General features: G+C 62.6%; 14 protein-coding genes. 11 read left to right on the plus strand and 3 right to left on the minus strand.

The genetic code is table 11. The features are described from left to right. Positions 1 to 3: 3 nt before the first annotated feature. From V8U06_RS13765 to V8U06_RS13805, 9 genes are all read left to right on the plus strand, one after another. Positions 4 to 1,266, plus strand: coding sequence for an NHLP bacteriocin system secretion protein (locus tag V8U06_RS13765; protein WP_427141135.1), 1,263 nt, complete (start codon positions 4 to 6; stop codon positions 1,264 to 1,266). Continuing rightward, complete coding sequence (locus tag V8U06_RS13770) at positions 1,263 to 3,431, plus strand: NHLP family bacteriocin export ABC transporter peptidase/permease/ATPase subunit (protein WP_427141136.1); 2,169 nt, start codon at positions 1,263 to 1,265, stop codon at positions 3,429 to 3,431. The genes V8U06_RS13765 and V8U06_RS13770 overlap by 4 nt, the downstream gene beginning before the upstream one ends. Continuing rightward, a complete protein-coding gene (locus V8U06_RS13775; protein ID WP_427141137.1) occupies positions 3,431 to 6,286 on the plus strand; it encodes an NHLP bacteriocin export ABC transporter permease/ATPase subunit in 2,856 nt (951 codons plus the stop codon). The genes V8U06_RS13770 and V8U06_RS13775 overlap by 1 nt, the downstream gene beginning before the upstream one ends. Then, on the plus strand, positions 6,286 to 6,831 hold the full coding sequence (locus tag V8U06_RS13780; RefSeq protein WP_427141138.1) for a cyclic nucleotide-binding domain-containing protein: 546 nt from the start codon (positions 6,286 to 6,288) through the stop codon (positions 6,829 to 6,831). Before V8U06_RS13775 ends, V8U06_RS13780 begins: the two co-directional genes overlap by 1 nt. Further along, positions 6,831 to 7,166 carry a DUF3307 domain-containing protein gene (locus tag V8U06_RS13785; protein WP_427141139.1) on the plus strand — a complete coding sequence of 112 codons (336 nt, stop codon included), beginning with the start codon at positions 6,831 to 6,833 and terminating at the stop codon, positions 7,164 to 7,166. Before V8U06_RS13780 ends, V8U06_RS13785 begins: the two co-directional genes overlap by 1 nt. Before the next feature lie 102 nt (positions 7,167 to 7,268). Beyond that, the gene (locus V8U06_RS13790) at positions 7,269 to 8,300 is read left to right on the plus strand and encodes a helix-turn-helix domain-containing protein (RefSeq protein ID WP_427141140.1); all 1,032 of its coding nucleotides are present in this window, start codon (positions 7,269 to 7,271) and stop codon (positions 8,298 to 8,300) included. 155 nt (positions 8,301 to 8,455) lie between these two features. Next, a complete protein-coding gene (locus V8U06_RS13795) occupies positions 8,456 to 9,463 on the plus strand; it encodes a GNAT family N-acetyltransferase (protein ID WP_427141141.1) in 1,008 nt (335 codons plus the stop codon). Further along, on the plus strand, positions 9,444 to 9,722 hold the full coding sequence (locus V8U06_RS13800) for a Nif11-like leader peptide family RiPP precursor (RefSeq protein ID WP_427141142.1): 279 nt from the start codon (positions 9,444 to 9,446) through the stop codon (positions 9,720 to 9,722). The genes V8U06_RS13795 and V8U06_RS13800 overlap by 20 nt, the downstream gene beginning before the upstream one ends. A 26-nt stretch (positions 9,723 to 9,748) precedes the next feature. Next, a complete protein-coding gene (locus V8U06_RS13805) occupies positions 9,749 to 11,269 on the plus strand; it encodes a B12-binding domain-containing radical SAM protein (RefSeq protein WP_427141143.1) in 1,521 nt (506 codons plus the stop codon). Positions 11,270 to 11,323: 54 nt separating this feature from the next. Here V8U06_RS13805 and V8U06_RS13810 read toward each other — a convergent pair whose 3' ends face one another. Together V8U06_RS13810 and V8U06_RS13815 are read right to left on the minus strand one after the other, a co-directional pair. Beyond that, positions 11,324 to 11,632 carry an NHLP leader peptide family natural product precursor gene (locus V8U06_RS13810; RefSeq protein WP_427141144.1) on the minus strand — a complete coding sequence of 103 codons (309 nt, stop codon included), beginning with the start codon at positions 11,630 to 11,632 and terminating at the stop codon, positions 11,324 to 11,326. A gap of 196 nt (positions 11,633 to 11,828) precedes the next feature. Next, positions 11,829 to 12,740 carry a GNAT family N-acetyltransferase gene (locus tag V8U06_RS13815; RefSeq protein WP_427141145.1) on the minus strand — a complete coding sequence of 304 codons (912 nt, stop codon included), beginning with the start codon at positions 12,738 to 12,740 and terminating at the stop codon, positions 11,829 to 11,831. A gap of 790 nt (positions 12,741 to 13,530) precedes the next feature. On the opposite strand from V8U06_RS13815, the gene V8U06_RS13820 reads away from it, so the two are divergent. Both V8U06_RS13820 and V8U06_RS13825 read left to right on the plus strand, forming a co-directional pair. Then, positions 13,531 to 13,815 (plus strand): helix-turn-helix transcriptional regulator, encoded by a 285-nt coding sequence (locus V8U06_RS13820; RefSeq protein ID WP_427141146.1) that lies wholly within the window; start codon positions 13,531 to 13,533, stop codon positions 13,813 to 13,815. Further along, a complete protein-coding gene (locus V8U06_RS13825; RefSeq protein WP_427141292.1) occupies positions 13,805 to 15,127 on the plus strand; it encodes a type II toxin-antitoxin system HipA family toxin in 1,323 nt (440 codons plus the stop codon). Before V8U06_RS13820 ends, V8U06_RS13825 begins: the two co-directional genes overlap by 11 nt. 118 nt (positions 15,128 to 15,245) lie before the next feature. Here the strand turns inward: V8U06_RS13825 and V8U06_RS13830 are convergent, their stop codons facing one another. Next, positions 15,246 to 16,517: an aminotransferase class I/II-fold pyridoxal phosphate-dependent enzyme gene (locus tag V8U06_RS13830; protein WP_427141147.1), complete on the minus strand. Its 1,272-nt coding sequence runs from the start codon at positions 16,515 to 16,517 to the stop codon at positions 15,246 to 15,248. Positions 16,518 to 16,530: the final 13 nt, after the last annotated feature.

Here is a 16,530-nt window from a genome sequence, read left to right on the forward strand (position 1 = left end):
TCAATGAGCAACCACAAACCCAGCCTGTACCGCCAAGAAGCGCTTGACCGGCTCTCCTCGCCCGAACAACTCGACGAGGCGATCGTGATCACAGGTTCAGGCCATTGGGCCGCGCTTGCCGGCTTGCTGATCCTGATCGCCACCGCGCTCGTGTGGGCCTTCACCGCACGCGTTCCGACGCGGATCGAAGGGCAGGGCATCCTCTTTTCCGGCGGCGGCCAAATGGTAGATGCCATTTCGACAGCGTCCGGCACGCTGATATCCGTCGGGCGTAGCGTTGGCACGAAAGTGCGCAAAGGCGACGTTCTCGCCGAGATCGAGCAGCCGGACGCGGCCGCCCGTCTGGAGATCGCTAGGACCCAAGCAGATGCGGCGCGCGGTGCGTTGGAGGCACTACGCCGCGAGCAGGCGGCGGTCGCGGCTGCCCGGCAGGCGAATGCTGAGGCTCGAAAGGCGTCGCTGGAGGCGCAGATGCGCGCCGCCGAGCAGCGGCGCGCGGCTTATGAACAACTCGTCGGCAACCAGGAAAAACTGGCGGCCGGCGGGGCGATGACCGCGCTTGCCGTGCAACAGACCCGCGAACAACTCGCCAGCGCCACGCTCGACATCGCGACGGCCCGCACCGGCCTTCTGGCGATCTCAGCTGAGGAGTTTGCCGCCCAATCGGAGGATCAGCGCCGCCAGTTTGAGCAGAACCAGAAGGTGTTGCTTGCCGAAGCCGAGGTCAAACAGCTCGATCTCCAGCTTTCGCTCTTCGGCAAGGTCGCCAGCCCGGCTGACGGCACGCTGGTTGAATGGAAGGCCCCTTTCGGGGCCTACGCCTCTGCAGGCTCGCGCATCGCCAGCGTTGCCTCAGGCGAGGGCAGCCTGCAGTTCGTCCTCTACGTGCCGCCGGCCGAGGGCAAGCGCATCGCGGCCGGCATGCCCGTCAATGTAGAGCTCGGCGGACTTGAAAAGGAACAATGGGGAACTCTTGTCGGCCGGGTGCTTTCCGTCTCCGAGTTCCCCGCCACGCGCGAGGGGATGCAGGCCACCTTGCAGAACGACGTGCTGGTTGCGCGGTTTTCCAAGGACGGTGCGCCGTTTTCCGTGGTCGTCGATCTTGAACGCGACGCGGCGACGGCAAGTGGCTACCGCTGGTCGGGCGGTGTTGGCGCGGCGGCAGCGCTGAGCGCCGGCACCACTGGCAAGGCCCGGATTACCATAGACAGCCGTACGCCGGCCTCGTTCTTGATGCCACTCCTGCACAAGGCCCTCGGCGCGTGAGCGGCGTCACCCGATTCCAAGGCGTTCTTTCCGCGTGGACACGTCCACGGGCAACTCCGCAGATTCTGCAGATCGAGGCGGTTGAATGCGGCGCTGCGTGTCTTGCCATCGTGCTGGCCCATTACGGTCGGTGGGTGACGCTGGAAGACATGCGCATCGCCTGCGGCGTCTCGCGCGACGGGACCAAGGCGAGCAATCTTCTCAAGGCTGCACGTCACTTCGGGCTTGTCGCCAAGGGATTTCGCAAGGAAGCGGAGGGGCTGGCGGATATTCCATGGCCGGCGATCCTCCACTGGAACTTCAATCATTTCGTTGTGCTGGAGGGCATGCGGGGCGATCGCGTGTTCATCAACGATCCCGCCACGGGCCGACGCACGATCACGCGGCGGGAGCTCGCGGATGCGTTTACCGGCGTTGCTCTCGCCTTTGAACCAGCCGCGACGTTCGAACGCGCCGGCGCAGCGCCGCTCGCCCTGCCGATGATGCTGGAGCGCCTGAAGGGCTCCCGCAAGGGAGTTGTGTTCGTTCTCCTTGCATCGCTGACGCTGGTGATCCCCGGCATCGCCGTTCCGGTCTTCACGCGTGTCTTCGTCGACAACATCCTGATCGACCGACAGCACGACTGGCTGTTGGCCTTCGCGGTTGCCATGCTGGCCGTGCTCTTGCTGCGTGGCACCGCGACAGCGCTGCAGCAAGCCGGTCTCAGGCGGCTCGAAATGAAGCAGGTGATCGTACCGGCCAGCACGCTGCTCTGGCATCTTCTGCGCCTACCTGCGGAATTCTATGCCCAGCGGCATCCCGGCGAGATGGCAAGCCGCCTCAATGCCAATGAGCGCATTGCGGACCTGCTGTCCGGCAGACTTGCCTCGACGGTCTTCAACCTGACAAGCCTTCTCGCCTACGCGGTCATCCTCTGGCTGATCAGTCCGCTCCTGGCCTCCTGTATCCTTTCGACGCAGCTTTTATACGGCCTCGTCGTCTATCAGGGGGGGAAGGCGCAACGCAGGCAAAGCCTCAAGCTTTCCTCCGACCTCGGCAATCTGCTCGCCGCCACTCTTGGCCCGATCCGTGCCATCGAGACGCTAAAGGCCTCAAATATGGAGGGGCAGGCCTACCGGCAATGGGCAGGTCACCATAGCCGCGTGTTGCGGACGCGGGCTGATTTGACGCTGACCCAGACACTCGTCAACGCCATTCCCGCATTTATCCAGGCATTGACGGCCGTGCTTGTTCTCGTCCTCGGCGCGATGAGCGTCATGCGAGGCGATCTGTCCATAGGTGCGCTCGTGGCGTTTCAGGGACTGTCCCAAAGTTTCAACGCGCCCGTGCTCGACCTCATCGGCCTTGCCGGCCAGATCCAGGCGATCCGTGCCGACCTGGTGAAGATCGCCGATGTCACGCGTGCGCGGCCGGTCGAGAGGGGTGACGCCGCGGCCGATCCGGCCTCAAGCCGCATCGAGCTTGACCGTGTTAGCTTTGGCTACTCGCCACTTGACCCTCCGCTCATCGAGGATTTCACGCTGTCTCTAAAGCCAGGCGCGCGCGTCGCGCTTGTCGGCGGTTCGGGCAGCGGCAAGACGACCATCGGACGCATGATCGCCGGTCTGCAATCGCCTTGGTCCGGAGAAATCCGCATCGGCGGCGTCGATGGGCGGATGCTCAGCCAGGCGAGACGGTCCAGCATCATTGGGTATGTCGATCAGGAGGTCTTTCTCTTCGAAGGCTCCGTGCGAGAAAATCTCACCCTCTGGGACGCTTCCCTTCCGGAGACGGCGCTGATCGCTGCGCTTTCAGACGCGATGATCCTCAATGATGTGCTGATGCGTGCCGGCCAGCTCGACACGCCCGTGACCGAGGGGGGGCTGAATTTCTCCGGCGGTCAGCGTCAGAGACTGGAACTGGCACGAGTGCTTGCTGCCAATCCTGCGCTGATCGTTCTGGATGAGGCGACCGCGGCGCTCGATCCCATCACGGAAAAGCAGATCGACGACAACCTACGCCGCCGGGGATGCGGCTGCCTTATCATTGCGCACAGGCTAAGCACCATCCGCGACTGCGAGGAGATCATCGTGCTCGACCGGGGGCGCATCATCGAACGCGGCGATCACGATACGTTGATGGCGCGTGAGGGCGAATACGCCGCCCTCGTGCAAGGGAGCCTTTGATGCAGCAGGCTTTCACCAAGGACACGCTCATCGAGGGCGGCAGCAATCGCCCCCTGGCATTGGATGCCGGATATGCTGCCTATCAGGTGGCGCAGGGCTATGCCGATATCTTCGTACTCGACCGACAAAGCGAGGCTCGTTGCCATCTGTTCCGGGTGGAGGCGGGGGCGATTGTCATCTCCACGCCGCCGGCGGCGACAGGCATGCTTGTTGCCGTCGGTGGGCTCGGGGCGCGCTTCCGCGCCCTTTGCCTCGAAGAGGCCAGCGCCGGGGCTCGCGACTGGATCCGGAATTTGAGCGCTGCAGCCGTGCCGTCGCGGTCGTGGCCCGATCGCGTGGTTGAAGGCGATAGCCTGCAGCTTTCCGAGAATGAGACCTGCTCCTCCGCTTCCGGAGAGGTTTGTTACGTGGTGGGTGAAACGGGGGGCCTGACATGGTGTGGCATCGACCTTCCACAGGGCGCGCGATTTCCGCTCGCCTCGCCCTCCTTCGTCGTTGCGGCCGGGTCGGTGGTGCTTCATCCCGTTCAGGAGCCGACGGTTGAGGAGATCGCTGAGGGGCTGGAGCGGCTCGCGCACGCCGTGGTCCTCTGGGCCACACGTCAATTCGCAGCGGAGCGGCACAAGGTCGTAAGTCGCGAAGAGGGGAGGGAGCGGGTATCCATCCGGCGTTTCTCCGAGGCGCTGGGCGCACTTACGCATGCGCGCACCGGCCACCGGGGTTCGCAGGATCCGTGGCTGTATGCGGTCGAAAGCGTCCTGGAGGCTTTCGGCCAGCACTGGACAAACATACCGGAGGCCGCCCGCCGTCGAGCGGCCGAGCTCAACGCCTTCGATCCGATTCTCACCGAAGTGAAGCTCGATCATCGCTCCATCGCGTTGGGCGACGGCTGGTGGAAGCGCGATGGCCTGCCGATGCTGGCGCTGACGACGGCTGGCGAGCCGCTGGCGCTTCTGCCGACGGGTGACGGCGGGTTTCGTGCCGTCGGCCCCGCGGTCGATTGCAAGGTCGATGCTGCGTTCGCAGCGATGGTCAAGCCAGGCGCCACCCAGGTCTATCCAATGCTGGAGGACCGCAGTCTTGGTCTTCGCGACTTGCTCGGCTTCGCCGGACGGGGCCTTGGCCGAGATATGCGTCGGATCGCACTGACGGCCCTGCTTGCGGCAGCCGCGATGGCGGCTGTTCCTGTCGCCACCGGCGTTCTTTTCGACAGCATCGTGCCGATGAACGACCATGCGGGATTGCTGCAGGTGGCCCTTTTGCTGACCGCTGCGGCGCTCGGCCAGTCGCTCTTCGAACTGACGCGCGCCATGAGCGTCGCCCGCATGGAGGCGGCGCTGGATGCGAAGTTGCAAGCGGCGATCATGCTGCGTCTCCTGCGCCTGCCCGTCCGCTTCTTCCACGGGTTTTCCGTGGGCGATCTCGGTCAGCGAGCGCTTGGACTCCAGGAGGTGCGGCAGATCCTGACCGCCTCAACCCTCACCGGGCTTTTCGGTTTCGTGGGCACGATCACGGGTCTCTTGACCATGATGGTCATCAATTGGCGGCTCGCGCTGTTCGCGCTCGTGCCCTTCGCTGTTATGGCACTCGTCTGCGGCTGGATCTCTCGCCGGCAGCTGCGGCACGAGCGGGAGCGCGCACACCTTAATGGCAAGGTGGAGGGCTTCCTCCTGCAGGTGCTGGTCGGCTTGCCGAAACTTCGGGCGGCGGCCGCGGAAATGCGCGCCTTCACCGAATGGGTCTGGCGCTCGAGGCCCGAGCGTCAGGCCTTCGAGCGCGCTCGCGTCTACGGTGGTTGGCAGACGGTCGCGGTCGCGGTGCTTCCACCACTATCGCTGCTTTTCCTCTTCGCTTGCCTCCTCCTCGTCTTCCGCTACGAGACGATGCAGGCCGCCGTTGCCGCTCTGGTGGGCGGAACCGGCGGACCCGACGACGCGGGCACGCTCTCGGCCGGCATGTTCGTCGCGTTCGCCGCCGCTTTCGGGCAGGCGTCCGGGGCTTTCGTGGCTGCCGTAACGGCCATATCGGAGCTGCTTGGAATCGGCCCACTGGTCGCGCGCACGCTCCCGCTGCTTCAGGCACAGCCGGAAGCCGCCGACCGACGCGAAGCGCCGGGACGCCTTTCCGCCGAGATCGCCTTTAATCGCGTGCATTTCCGCTACGAAAAGGACGCGCCCCTTGTCCTGCGTGATCTGAGTTTCACCATCAGACCGGGCGAATATGTCGCCATCGTTGGCGAATCCGGTAGCGGCAAGTCGACGATCATGCGGCTTCTGCTCGGCTTCGACATGCCAGAGGAAGGGGCGGTCTTTTTTGATGGGAAGCCCGCCGATCGGCTTGATCCTGCACGACTGCGCGCGGAGATCGGGGTTGTGCTGCAAAACGGGCGCATCAGCCCTGGCTCGATCTATCACAACATTGCTGGTGCTTCCGGCCACGGGCTGGACGCCGCTTGGGCTGCAGCGCGGCTCGTCGCGCTCGCCGCCGATATCGAGGCAATGCCGATGGGCATGCATACCGTGCTGAACGACGGCGGCAATGCGCTCTCGGGAGGGCAGCGCCAACGAATCCTCCTCGCACGTGCGCTGGTCGGCGAACCCAATATCCTGCTGCTCGATGAGGCGACGAGCGCGCTGGATAATCGCACGCAGCGCATCGTGACCGACACGTTGGCGCGGCTTTCCGTGACCCGCATTGTCATCGCGCACCGGCTGAGCACGATTATGCATGTCGATCGAATCTTCGTGATGGACAAGGGGCGGCTGGTGGAGAGCGGCACGTATGACGACTTGATGGCGGCTCGTGGGCCATTCCATTCCCTCGCCTGCCGCCAATTGCTTGAGAAAGAAGATTGATGCGCAAGGTACTCTACATTCTGGGGCAGCTCGACGACGAGGACATCGAATGGCTGGCCCGCAAGGGCCGTCGCTTCCAGCCGGCGCCCGGGGCCACGCTTATCCGCGAGGGCACGCCAGTCGGCGAGCTTTTCTTCGTGCTCTCCGGGGAGGTGGTCGTTTGCGTTTCCGGAATTGGCGAGGTGGCGCGGCTGGGGCGTGGCGAGGTCGTCGGGGAAATGTCGCTGATCGATTCCGCGCCGCCCTCAGCGACGGTGGAAGCGGCGGCAGGCGCATTGATCCTCGGCGTCGACAAGCGTGATCTCCAGGCACGCCTCAACGACAATCCGGGCTTCAGCGGCCGTTTCTACAAGGCCCTCGCCATCTTCCTCGCAGACCGCCTCCGCAACACGACGCAACGGATGAATGCCCGCGGCGGCCTCGCGGCCGGCGCCGTCATGGAGGATGAGCTCGACGAGGGTATTCTCGATGCGCTCTCGCTTGCCGGTGCGCGCTTTGAGCATCTTCTGGCGCGACTTTCCGATCATCGGGAGCATGGGGTGTAATGGAGGCTTTCTTCACCTCGCTTGCGCTTCTGGTATTCGGTCATGCGCTCGGCGACTACCCTCTCCAGAATGATTTCATGGCGCGCGGGAAAAACTGGAGCACGCCTGCTCCTGGTGTTCCCTGGTATCACCTCTTGGGCGCGCATTCCGTCATCCACGGCGGCCTCGCGGGAATAGCAACGGGCTCGCTCCTGATCGGGGTGCTTGAAACTATTATGCATTTTGTCATTGACAGCCTGAAAAACCGTGGCATCACTTCCATTCATTCGGATCAGGCGCTGCACATCGCCTGCAAGGTTGTTTGGGCATTCATGGCTGGCGCGGCGACTGCATGAGGCGGTGGGCCGCGATAATCCCTTGAAGTTCTGCCCGGCCGGGACACCGAAATCCAAATTTGCCAGATATGAATCGTCAGCGCGTTGATCGGGGAGCGCGACTTGTCCACCAATATCGAACACCAGCGCATCCTGTCCTCGCAAATGAGCCGCCAGGAGAACTACGAACATTGGCGCACGGGTGTCGCCAGCCTGTTCGAGGCGCTTCCCCCAAAGGGGGACCTGGAGGGGTTCCGGGCAGACCTCACAAGCTTCAATCTTGGCCATTTTCTGATCGGCACGTCGTCGGCGAGCGCGCAGAGTTTCGTCCGCTCCCGCGAGCGGGTGGCGGCGACGGGTGTCGATCATCTGCTTATCCAGCTCTATGTGAAAGGCGAATGCGCCTACAACGCCGATGGGGGCGTGGCCAAGGGTGTGGCGGGCGATATCGTGTGCTTCGATCTCAGCCGCCCCATGAAGAGCCAGGCGAGCGACATGGACATCGTCAGTCTCATCCTCCCGCGCTCCATGATCCGTCTCACGCCTCGGGTGATCGACGATCTGCACGGCGCGCGGGTGGATGGTGCCTCCACCCTAGGTGTGCTGCTCGGTGAGCATATGCGGACCTTGGCAAGGATTGCGCCGCAACTCGCCGGTCCCGACGGACAGCTGGCAGCCGAGGTTGCTTCGGCCATTGTGTCGAGTGGCTTCTCAGCGGCGGTCGCGGCCGAGCGCGAGGCGCTGATGGACGTCAACGTCCAGACCATCCAAATCTTCATCGAACGCAACTTGACCAATCCCTCCCTCTCCGCCGACATGATCATGCGCCATTTCGCCCTGTCGCGCTCGGCGCTCTATCGCCTTTTCGAGCCGATCGGCGGCATTGCGGACTACATCCGCGAGCGCCGTCTGAAACTCGCCTATCTCAAACTCACCTCTGTCGGCTCTTCGCGCGGCTCGGTCGCCAAGCTCGCCTATACGACGGGGTTTGCCAGTGAGAACGCCTTTTCCCGCGCTTTTCAGCAACGATTTGGTCTGCGGCCAAGCGAAGCCATCCGCAATGCGGAGGCCGGCATCCGGCTGAAGAGCGATCTCGTCGCGAATGATGACAACTGGATGCAGGGCTGGCTCGACAGGTTGCGCGCCGCGCCGTAATTCCTTAGCGCGAGTGTCCGGGTCGCGTTGCATCCCAATCTTCTCCCATATCGTCCCAATCGCAGGGACCTCTCTTCCTTTCGATAATGGCAAGCGCCAAAAACACGCCTGCCGATGGTGGCGGGCCGTGAGAGCCGGCTGGGGAGGGGTGGATCGTGAACAGTGCGCTTGAAACAGCGTCAAGCGGATCAAAGGACGGAATTGGTAGACCCACCATGCCTGCCCGTCGTGTTGCCGTGTTGACGGGAAACGGGACATTGTTCGCCGGTTTCACCTTTGCCCGCTTCCGCCATGCGCTCGCGGCGATGGACTCTTCCGTGATCGCCATCGGTGCTATCGTCGGTGGCCACCCCGCGGGCCTCGCGCTTGGAACCTGTAGAAAAGGCGAAGGGGCAGAGCTTTTATCCGTCGCCGTTGCGCCGGCAGTTCGCCGGTCCGGCATCGGCCTTGCGCTGATCGAAACATGGCGGGAGGAAGCGACCCGTCGCGGTTCAGCGGTGATGATCGCCCGCTACACCGACACGAATACAGGCAGTGCCGCCTTCGAGGCGCTGGTGAGGCGCGCGGCATGGAGCGAGCCCGTGGAGGATGGCCTGATGGTCACGGGGCGCGCAGGCGCCATGGCCGACGTGGTCGGTGCATGGCGCGCCATTGGCGGCCGTCTGGCACAACCCGGCCTTTACGAATACGCACCTGTCGAACTCACAGACGCGGACAGGGCGAGGATTGCCAACTATCTCGCACAGCCGGTTGCTGTGGACATGCTGGGACCCGCTGCTCTGTCAGATCGGACCTCACCTGCATTTAGCACACTCATCCGTAGGGAGGGCGTGCTTGTGGGCTGGGTGCTGGCTTCGGAGATGGCGGATCATTCCATACGCTACGAAGAGGCCTTCCTCGATCCTGTCTATTGGCACAGCGGCATCGCGATCGGGGCCTACCATCATTGCTATGCACGCCAAGCCTGCCTGCTCGGGCGGGATTCCATTGCGACCTATTACACCAATTCGACCCGCCCCCGCATGGTCGCCCTGACACGCCGCCGCTTTGCACCGATCGCCGACAGGATCGACACGATTTTGGCCGTCCGAAGCACGGGCCGCGCCACAACTCCCGATTCGCTCAACAGGAAAGGAAAACCCCATGAGCATCGACGCGCTTGAACAGTTCTATGAGAAGATCCGGTCGGATTCGGCCCTGGAAAACGAGGCCGGCACAGCGCTTGGCGAAGGCCCAGCTGCAGTCGTGGCGCTCGGTGCGCGCGAGGGGTTCGTGTTTTCCGAAGACGAACTCACGATCGCCCTTGCCCAGCATGCTGTCACCTCGGATGAGCTTTCGGACTCCGATCTGGATTTGGTCGCCGGCGGAATCGTTTCGCCCCCGCGCTTCAAGGATTACTCCAAGGGCGCAAGGATCGGTTGATGGCCTCCTGCATTCGGCTCCCGTAAATGCCCAGCCTCTACCTCATCAATCCGGCCGAGAGTGTTCCCGGCTATTTTGGGCTCGAAGTGCTGGGTGCATGGGCGGGCGTACAGGCGGTTGGCATGGCAGATCTCGTCATGCCAACCGTCGCCGCCTTCGCGCCGGCGGACTGGGATGTCCGCCTGTGCGAGGAGCGCTTGGGGCCGGTCGATTTCGATACGCCCGCCGAGTTCGTTGGGTTGACCGGCAAGATCACGCAGCGCGAGCGCATCTGTGAACTGGCGACCGAATTCCGCAGGCGCGGCCGTAAAGTCATCGTTGGCGGTTCTTACGCCTCGCTCTCGCCCGAGGAGGTCAGACCATACGCGGATGTCCTCGTCATCGGGGAGATCGAGGAGATCGCGGCCGCTCTCTTCTCTGACCTTTCCTCCGGCCGCTACAAGCCCGAATATCGGGGCACGAAGCCCGATATCGGGGCCGGCCCTCTGCCTCGATGGGATCTCTATCCGTCCGGGCACGCTATGACGGCTCAGGTCCAGACCTCGCGCGGCTGCCCCTTCGAGTGCGAATTCTGCGACGTCATCCAGTATCTCGGGCGCAAGCAGCGCTGGAAGGAGCCGGAGCGCGTCATTGCGGAACTCGATCTGCTGCACCGCCACGGATATAGGTCGGTCTTCTTTGCCGACGATAACCTCACCGTCATGCGCAGGCGCACACGCGCGTTGCTTGAAGCACTTGCATCCTGGAACGACAGGCCGGAAGGAGAGCGGATGGCCTTTTCCACGCAGGTGTCGATCGATGTTGCGCGCGACGCCGACATCCTCGATCTGTTGCGTGAGAGCGGATTTGCGATGACGTTCATCGGCCTCGAGACGCCGAACGAGGAGAGCCTTTCTCATGCCGGCAAGCGGCAGAACGTGAAGGCCGACATGATCGGTCGGATCAAGACGATCGCGGAACACGGCATCCTGGCCTTCGGCGGTATCGTCGTCGGCTTCGATCAGGACGGTCCGGATATCTTCGAACGGCAAGCCGCTTTCATCCAGGCTATGCCGATGCCTCTCGTCAGCCCCGGCTTGTTGGTTGCGCCGGATGCCACGCCTCTGCACGCCCGCCTGGCGGCTGCCGGGCGCCTCATCGAGGGCCGCCAATCCGCTGCCTCGGTTGTCGGTACGAATATCCGCCCGCTCCTCATGAGCGAAGAGACCATGCGAAATGGAATGATCTGGCTTCTGAACCGGGTTTTTTCTGCGGATCTGGTTGCCGAACGTGTTGCTGCTTTCGTGGACATTTGTGGAGACCACAAGCCAAGTGAGCGCAAGCCGTTCTTTTCAGGGATCACTGCGGCGATGGCACGTCGCCTCGCAACCAAAGGCAGGGGTGAATATGGACTCATCCGCGTGCTCGACAAGGCTGCGCACACGCGCCCCGATCTTTGGAGCCTCCTGACGACCGTCTTCCTTTACTACTGCCAAGCCCGGTTCATGCTTGAGCGCGAGGGCATCTGGGATGATGCGATCGGGCGGCGCGACGCGCCCGTCCTTTGAAGGCCGAGATGGCGAAAACGGCCCGCTTTCGAAACGGACCGTTGTCAGTTGGCATTAGCGACGGGGTTTCGGCGGTGCGTCATTGGGTCCGTAGAGGATGAATGCACTAAAGCCGGTCCCCCCAGAGGCGAGATCAAGCAGTTCATCGGGCAATTCGTCTTCCTCGATGCTTGTCGGCAGGACGATGTTGATTTCACCCGCCTGCTCCTCGATCACGTTGATCTTGAAGCCAGGAACCGGGTCCACGCCCACCAACTGTTTCAGCGCAGCATGAGGGTCGGTCTTGAGCAGAGCACGGAACGCTTGGTCGGTTTCTGCGCGTTCGGTCAACTGAGCCGAGATGCGATTGCGGATAGTCGTCATTGTATTGGCCAATTTAGAGGTCCTTTCGTTCTAGCGTAAGCGAGCAGGCCTCGTTTCAGCGCCCGAAGCAGGATATTGCTTCGGGGGGCTGGTTTTTGAGGATGCTGGATTAATATATATAAAACAGTGACTTACCGCCATTGATCTGTGATCTCATTCCGTCCCTCAATAATGATGTTTCGTCCCAGCCGCTTGTTCAGAGTTGCGTGTCGACTCTCAGTATCCGGTCTGCCACTTGCGCGTGGGGCGCAAACCGATCTTCCAGGACACGCCACATCAGCGGCAAGCCCATTGTGCTCTCGAAGACCGCGACTGCGTCGGGTCCAAACCTCTCGCCCAGGCGCCGGGCACCATCAGCATATGCTACGAGCAACCAGCCTCTTTTCTGGTATTCATGATCGATCCAGCCCACTGGAAAACTCCAGCGTCGCGGCTTGGCATGAAACTGGCAGATGACCCAACCGACGATCGTATTTGCGCCCTTGGTCAGGACCATCGAGAAATCGGGATCAAATGTGTCGGAGAACAATCCGGCACTGCTCCATCCAGGCGCCCGTCCTTCCGCGATTTCCTGCAGGATATGGCCCCTGGCGTCGTGGGGAAAGTCGCGCCAAGAGGCAAGCACGAGTCCGTCTCGGGAGGCGCGCGTCAACAACTTGTCCCTGTCGCGAAACACCTCCAGCGCATTGCCTACCGGCCCCATAATGCGCATTCTTTCCGGCACTGGTCCGTTCCAGCCTGCGCCGCCCGTGAGGGCGCCGAACGCCGATGCTCCGGGCATGGCATCTGAAAAGCGAGCGGAAATCTCCGATATGTTGTCTGTGCGCAGATGATGCTCGACAGATTGCAGTATCGACGTCCCCACTCCCCGTCTACGAAAAGCCTTATCGACCGCCAGCGACAACAGTTCTGCCTGGCGACGATCCTTTCTATAAAGGGCTAATGCGAGGCCTACCGGGGTTGCGCCATCGTACGCAGCAATGCGAAGCGGGACAGTCGGAGCTTCAGCCGGTGTTGCTTGCGAGAAGAAAGTGGCGAGGGTCGGAAAGGTGAGATGGGCGGCCGGCGCAATAGCGTCGGCTTGGACAGCGCGAATAACTGGCGTCATGGTCGCTGAAACTCCGCTGGGATATGTTCTTCACCGAGGCGTCCGGCATCTCGAGGCGTTCAGGCTTCGGCGAAAGCACAATACCCTTGTAGGTGGATCGTGTTCGCGTTTCATAAGACGAATTCATCCCCAAATGCCGCCAAATCGTCCCGCGGCAAGACGTCAGGGGATGGCCTCCCTTTGAGTGGGCATTATCGTCGCCTTGATCGTAAAGTACCGCCACCAGGAGAGATGACTGTGCTCAAAGTCTTCTTGTGCGCGCACATCGATCTGATCTTCCTTCCGGGTGTGAGACCGCGCCGCCAGCCCCGCCGACATCATCGAAACACTCGACCGGATCATGACCAGCGCTAGCCGCGGCATCGCCAGTCTCGATCCTCAGCGCATCGACCGCGGCGGCGGCACAACCATCCGCGCAAGCTTCAGTCGCGCCGAAGTCAAAGCCGAAACCTCGCCCGTCGCCCGGGGGTCGTTCACGATCCAGAGGAACGCGCCTTATCCACCGCCTAAGAAGGCGTATTCGGCTTCGCCCCGGTGCAGGTGATCTCCTTCGAAGACCTGTTCGGCGGAAGCTCCATCTAGTGAGCACCCATCAGATGTGTACATAATTCTGGCCACAAAGGGCCCCTATGACCAATCAGATGAACAACGCTTGACTGAGCGCTGGCACCATGGCAAGACGTACAAAATTCTGGACACGTGAGGGCTTTATGAGCACTCAAATGAACAAGCAGGTATAACCGTGCCCCGCCGGAGAAGCTACTCCAGAGTCACGCAGCAGGCGCTCGCTATGCTTGGCAAGCTGATCCGCGTCGGCCGTGCCGAGCGCGGCCTGACGGCACAGGAACTGGCGGACCGCGCCGGCATCAGCCGCACGACGTTGTCCAGCATTGAAAAGGGCGCGCCGGGCCCTGAGATTGGCATCGTCTTCGAGGTTGCCGCACTCGTCGGCGTGCGCCTGTTCGACTATGACGAGCGCATGCTCCAGATGCACAATGCCCGCCTCGATGAAAAACTGACACTGCTGCCCAAGAGCGTCCGCCACGCAGTTAAGGAGGTCGATGATGACTTCTAAGCCAGACGCTACCAAAGCCTTTGTCTGGATCTGGCTGCCGGGCGCAACGCAGCCGGTGGTCGCCGGACGGCTCGACCAGGATGGCGAGCGCCTGCTTTATACTTACGGCGCCAGCTACCGCCGCCGTACGAGCGCCATTCCCATCTACGAGCCCGAACTCCCCCTCCAAGAAGGCACCATTGCGCCGATCAACGGCCTTCAGATGGCCAGCTGCATCCGCGACGGCTCGCCGGACGCTTGGGGCCGCCGGGTCATCATCAACAGGCTGACGGGCAAGGAACCTGATGCTGCCGGCGTGCCTGCGATCGGCGAGCTAACCTTCCTGCTGCAATCAGGCTCTGACCGGATTGGCGCTCTAGATTTCCAGGATTCGGCCACAGAGTATGTTCCCCGCCTCGCCGCGCAGGCCTCGCTCGACGAGCTCATGGAAGCAGCTGCCCTTATCGAAAAAGGCGTTCCCCTAACCCCCGCCCTCGATCAGGCCCTCAATCACGGCACGTCGATCGGCGGCGCGCGCCCCAAAGCCCTGATCGACGACGGCACAAGGAAATTTATCGCCAAATTCTCGGCCGCGAACGACACCTACAGCGTCGTGAAGGCCGAATTCATCGCGATGAAGCTGGCATCTGCGTGCGGGCTCAACGCCGCACAGGTATCGATGACCCGGGCCGCCCGTAAAGACGTGCTGCTTATCGAGCGCTTTGACCGCACGCACGCAAAGGACGGCTGGATCCGACGCGCTATGGTCTCAGCCCTGACCATGCTCGGGCTTGACGAAATGATGGCCCGCTACGCTTCCTACGAGGATCTGGCCGAACTCATCCGCCACCGCTTCACGAATCCCAAGAAGACCCTCAAGGAGCTGTACGGGCGCATTTGCTTCAACGTGTTGTGCGGCAATACAGACGATCATGCTCGCAACCATGCGGCCTTCTGGAACGGCGAGATGCTGACCATGACGCCAGCCTACGACATCTGCCCGCAAAGCCGCACAGGCAGCGAAGCCACGCAAGCCATGCTCATCAAGGGCGAGGGCCGTGCCAGCACGATCGCCATGCTGCTCGCCGCCGCGCCGGATTATCACCTGAAAGAGACAGAGGCCGCGGCGCTGATCGAGCACCAGATCACGACCATCGCCGAGCTCTGGCAAGAGACCTGCGGCGAGGCAGGCCTCAGCACCGTCGACCGCAAACTGTTTGCCGGACGACAGTTTCTTAATAGCTACGCCCTCGAAGGCCTCGATAAGCACAAGGCGCTGCAGGATACCTTCCGTGCTGCTCACGAAGCGCTTCTCGGAAGCGGCGGCTCGTGACGATGACAGCGCCAAAGCAGCGCTGGTCTGAACGCTCCGAAAAGAGGGCTCTCTAAGGAGGCATGCATTTTGCGCGGCCGCGCACCTTGGCACGGCCTCGCGTCGGTCAGGGGGATGGTTACCCTTCGGGACTGTTCGAGAAAATGTCGATCCGGTTGCTATTGATCTCGGCCTTTACCTCGTCGAGCGCGTCGCACAGAGCGTCTATATCCTGGCGCGTATGAGATGCGGTAAGGCAGACGCGAAGCCCCGCCTGGCCCCGTGCCACCGTCGGGAAGAAAATGGCCGAGGTGTAGAAGCCTCGCCGAAGCAGCTCCCGCGCCGCGGCGACCGACAGCAGGTCATCGCCGAAACGGATCGTTCGTATGGGCAGGTTCGAAGGCGGCTCCGTGCTGTTTAATCGCCCGTCCAGATGGGCGAGATTTTGCTGCAGCAGCTGCTGCCGGCGGGAAAGCTCCGGAGAGGCATGAATGGCCGCCGACGCACGCGCCGCGCCGGCCGCGGCCGTCGTCAGGGACGCCGAGAACGCGTGGGCGATGGCAAACCTGCGAAACAGGACCTCCTGCGCGGCCGTCCCAAGCATGAGAATGCCGCCGGATGCCCCAAAGCCCTTGCCGAGCGACGCGGCAACGATCGTCCGGTCGCCGAGATCGGGGATCGCCGTGCGCGCATAACCGGCGCCGGTCTCGCCATGGATGGAAATGCCGTGCGCGTCATCGATATACAGGAACAGCCCGTACTTCTCCTGCAGGCGCAGCAGATCGCCCATCGGGGCATGACCTCCCATCGAATAGACGCCGTCGCAGATATAGGCGACCTGTCTATGGCTCTGGCACAAGGCCTCCAGCGCAGCCATGTCGTTGTGAGGGATTGTCGTGACGTCGGTTTCCTGCGCGACGGCCGCCTTGTGATAGGCGAGCGTGGCATGCGCCAGACGGTCGAACACCACGAGGGGCTTGCGTCCACCGGTCAGATGGCCGGACGCCAGGATGGGAAGGGCGCTCATGTTCGCGGCCAGGACCGTCGTGAATGTCAGGATCCTCGCCTTGAAGAGACCGGAGAGCTCACGCTCCAACTGTCCCAGCACATCGAAGTTGAGACGGGTGCGCGCGCAGGACCAGTGAAATGCGCCGGAGCGCGCGATGGCTTCCCGGGCGCCTTCCAGGATCTCGGGGTGATTGTCGAGACCGAGGTAGGAGCATCGGACAAAGTCCGTCACCGGTTGTCCGGTCGGCTGGATATGCACGAGGCGATCTCGTGCCGGCGCCGCATAGATCGCCATGATGCCCTGAAAGTGCGCATGGTCGAAACTCGTGGACGCCATGTCGATCATTGTCGAGGTGTTGCGAAGCGCTTGATGGATAGTCTTGTCGGATTTGGTGTCTGTCATGGTTTGCATCCCG

It is taken from the genome of Shinella sp. G-2 (assembly GCF_050172695.1).
Classification (GTDB): Bacteria; Pseudomonadota; Alphaproteobacteria; order Rhizobiales; family Rhizobiaceae; genus Shinella.